Source organism: Deferribacterota bacterium (genome assembly GCA_034189185.1).
Classification (GTDB): domain Bacteria; phylum Chrysiogenota; class Deferribacteres; order Deferribacterales; family UBA228; genus UBA228.
Genome location: JAXHVM010000173.1, coordinates 1 through 3,731, shown reverse-complemented (window position 1 = coordinate 3,731; position 3,731 = coordinate 1). Strand labels below are relative to the sequence as shown.

The 3,731-nt window shown below is 34.5% G+C and carries 3 protein-coding genes; 1 reads left to right on the top strand and 2 read right to left on the bottom strand.

The genetic code is table 11. The features are described 5' to 3' along the window. On the top strand, positions 1-827 hold an 827-nt coding region (locus SVN78_09310), incomplete at its 5' end, for an FtsX-like permease family protein (protein ID MDY6821803.1). Between the two features lie 149 nt (positions 828-976). Here the strand turns inward: SVN78_09310 and SVN78_09305 are convergent. Beyond that, a complete protein-coding gene (locus SVN78_09305; GenBank protein ID MDY6821802.1) occupies positions 977-2,659 on the bottom strand; it encodes an FAD-binding oxidoreductase in 1,683 nt (560 codons plus the stop codon). A 17-nt stretch (positions 2,660-2,676) separates the two neighbouring features. Next, the coding region (locus SVN78_09300; protein MDY6821801.1) for an FGGY-family carbohydrate kinase at positions 2,677-3,731 on the bottom strand (1,055 nt) is incomplete at its 5' end.

Genomic DNA, 3,731 nt, shown 5'->3' with positions numbered 1-3,731 from the left:
TCTTTGATATGCGAAAATTAAGCCTAAAGGATGGACGCCTCTTTACTAAAAAAGAAGCTGAGGTTGGTAGTAGGAAATGCATCCTAGGCAATTCAGTGTATGAAGCACTATTTGGGAATGAAAGGGCTTATGGGAAGAATATATTGATTTCAAATGTATATTTTGAAGTAATAGGCGTATTAAATGAAAAAGGTAAGGATCTTGCGGATGTAGATTTAGATAATGCAATATATATCCCAATAAATACTTTTAAAAGCAGATTAGCTGATATAGAGAGTATATCTGCAATCCTTGTAGAAGCAAATAATCCTGATGATATAAATGGGATTAAGAAGTCAATGGTTACTTTACTTAAACAAAATCACAAAAAAGCTGTTTTAAAGGAAGAGGCTTTTAATATATTTTCATTGAGGGAGGTAGCTAGAGCTAAAACAGAGAGTATTAATCTAGTTTCACTTTTAAGTAAAATGGCATCGGTTATAACCTTTTCAATTGGGGGGCTTGGTATATTTGCAATAATGCTACTATCTGCTTATGAAAGGCAGAGAGAGATTGGTATTAGAATGGCAGTTGGTGCAACAAAGAGGGATATTTTAATACAGTTTCTAGGGGAAGCAATTTTTATTGCTTTTTTTGGTACCCTTTTGGGTCTTATATTAGGTATAATTGTATATGTAGTATTTATACTACTATCTAGCTTGCCCTTTACATTTGACTTTTTATCTATCATATATACAACTTTTATTAGCTTTATATTGGGAGTAGTTGCTGGTATTTATCCAGCTATTGTTGCCGCTTCAAGCCTTCCACTGAAATCATTAAGGTAATTTAAGTTAAATACTTTGTAAAGCCACATAACTAGGGACCTACACATTTGCTAAGCTATAATTAACTATAGCTTTAATTCTTATACATTGCCAACAAGTTAGGGTTAGCAATTTTATGTAATATTATTAAAAGAAAAACCAGCAATATATCAATTTAAACCTAGTGTACCTCCAGGGTTCATAATATTGTTAGGGTCAAAGTGTTTTTTAAGGGTAGTAAGTATCTCTAACTGTTCTTTCCCAAAATACTTTTCTACCCATGGAGCAAACATTTTTCCAATACCATGGTGGTGACTTATAGATCCCCCGCTTTCTACTATGGTATCAACAATGCCCTTATGGAAAGCTTTGAAATTGTTAACATCTTCTAGTTTTGTCATAAATATAAAATATAGATTAGTTCCCTCAGGATAAAAATGAGATGCATGGGTTGTACATATTGTATGTGGCTTAGATTTAATAAATGACCTAACTGACTTATATACCTTGTGTAGATTATCCCACGTAACAGAGGTTTCTAATGTATCCACCACAATTCCATGATCAACTAGAGGTTCCCTCATATATGGATCTGAATATCTTCCACTTTCCCACTTCTTGACAGGAAAGCCCGTTATATACATTCCATTAAATCTTTTACATATTATTTTTGTATTTTTCTTAATATTTTTAGCAAACCTTTTTTCACCTTCTGCTCTTCCTATGTATAGACATCTCTCTCCGGGCATATAACCTTTTTTCTTTATATATCTATCAATAATTGTCCCTTCTAAACCATACTGCTTAAAAGCTAGATCAGTCTCTTCAGGATCGGATATTCTAAACACTGAGGGAAAACCAAATTGACCCTGTGATATCTCCCTTGCAGCTTCAATTGATAATTCCCAACTGGGGAATATAAAAGCAAAATTCTGATAGTTCTCAGGCATATATCTAAAAATTTTCAACGTTGCACTCACTAATATCCCAAAAGCACCTTCACTCCCCTTCATAATATCATTTATCTTCGGTCCTGTTGCTGAGGCAGGATATTCCTCAGTTTTAAAAGTGCCAACGGGGGTAATATATTCCTGACTTATTACAATATCATATATATCACCATAGTATGATGACTGTTGCCCTGCCCCTAGTGTTACTATCCACCCACCCACTGTAGAGTATTCAAATGATTGGGGAAAATGGCCACATGTATATTTTTTAGATGTTCTAAATATAATATTAGCATTATTTAATTGATATTCATAATCAGGTCCCATTATGCCTGCCTGTACTCTACATGTTTGATTTTTTTCATTCAGCTCTATAATTTTGTTCATATGGGTATTCATAACCAGCGTCACCCCACCTTTAACTGGAGTAACACCAAGTGTTACAGATGAACCACCGCCATAAACATAAATTGGTATTTTATACTCATTACAGTAATATACAATTTTCTGGATATCTTCCTTGCTTCTTGGGTGAATAATAATATCTGAAACCGCTTCTATTATACCTTTTCGTAAATTTAACTGTTCAATAAGGGTCTTTCCTGTAGAATATTTTACCCTTGAGTAATCGTCGAGATTGATATTTTCACTGCCTACTATATTCCTAAAAGCATTAATATGTTCTTCAGCTAGCCTTACTGGTTTTTTAGCTACAACATTCATATTTCCACTATTTTTCACAACACTAATTTCTTTATCATTTATTCCCAGTGTTTTTTTAATATGTTTTAAAAGCCCAGGTTTTGGATTCTTAAATGTTTCAGGATCCCCCCATTTGAATATAGAGCGGTAGGTATTTTTTTCAGGTTTTATATTTTTCCACGTATTTTTTTTATTTAACATATCTTTTATTCCTATTTTTAAATTTTTTCAGGATATCCTACAATATCCCTTATATCCTTGTAAAGAGGTTTAAGACTCTTATACATTTTCCTATAGACTCTTTTATAAAGTTCATTATATAAAAATGTATTTTCCTCATTGGGGTAGAAGGTTTTTCCCACTTTAACCATATTTTTAATTGCACTATTAAAATCTTTATAAACTTTAAGCCCCACTGCTGAGACAATTGCTGCACCTAGAGCTGATGTTTCATGGGTAACCCCACGATATAGAGGGAGGTTAAATATATCTGCAGAGATTTGACATATTTCATCGCTCCTTGATGCTCCACCTGATACACCTGCTTCACTTATTTTTGTCTTAGATGCCTTTTCTATACTGTGCATGCCTTCTAAAAGAGCATAAGCAAGCCCTTCAATTACAGCTCTATAAACATGGGCTCTCTTATGGACACCTCCAAAACCTATGATAGCTCCTTTTGCCTCAGGATGTTTCAGGCCTGGCCCCCACGAGGGATGCAACATAAGACCCATTGAACCGGGTGGGACCTGTTTAAGTAATTTATTTAGTTCTATCTCGGGAATCACACCATTTTTTTCTGCCTCAATTTTCTCTTTATATCCAAATTCATTTTTAAACCATGTAATCATCCAGTACCCTCTGAAAATCTCAACTTCAGGGTTATAGTATCCTGGGATCACTGCAGGATATGGAGGCATAAACTTTATCGCCTCAAAATAATTCTTTGATGTCGTCTGCACTGTAGCCGTAGTTCCAAAGCTCAAGCTCGCTTTAGACGTATCTATTATACCCATACCAATTGTTTCACACCCTTTATCTGATCCACACGCTATAACTGGGGTTCCCTCCTTTATCCCTGTTAGCTTTGCTGCGCTAGGGATAATCTTTCCAATTATTTCACCTGGGGCAACAAGATCGGGCAACTTTTCTGTTTCAACAGGGAATAGTAAGTAGTTCAACGAACCTTTTTTACTCCATTTCATTTTCTTATAGTCAAAGGGAATGTGGCCTATTTGCGAACCAATTGAATCTAAAAATAATCCTGTTAACC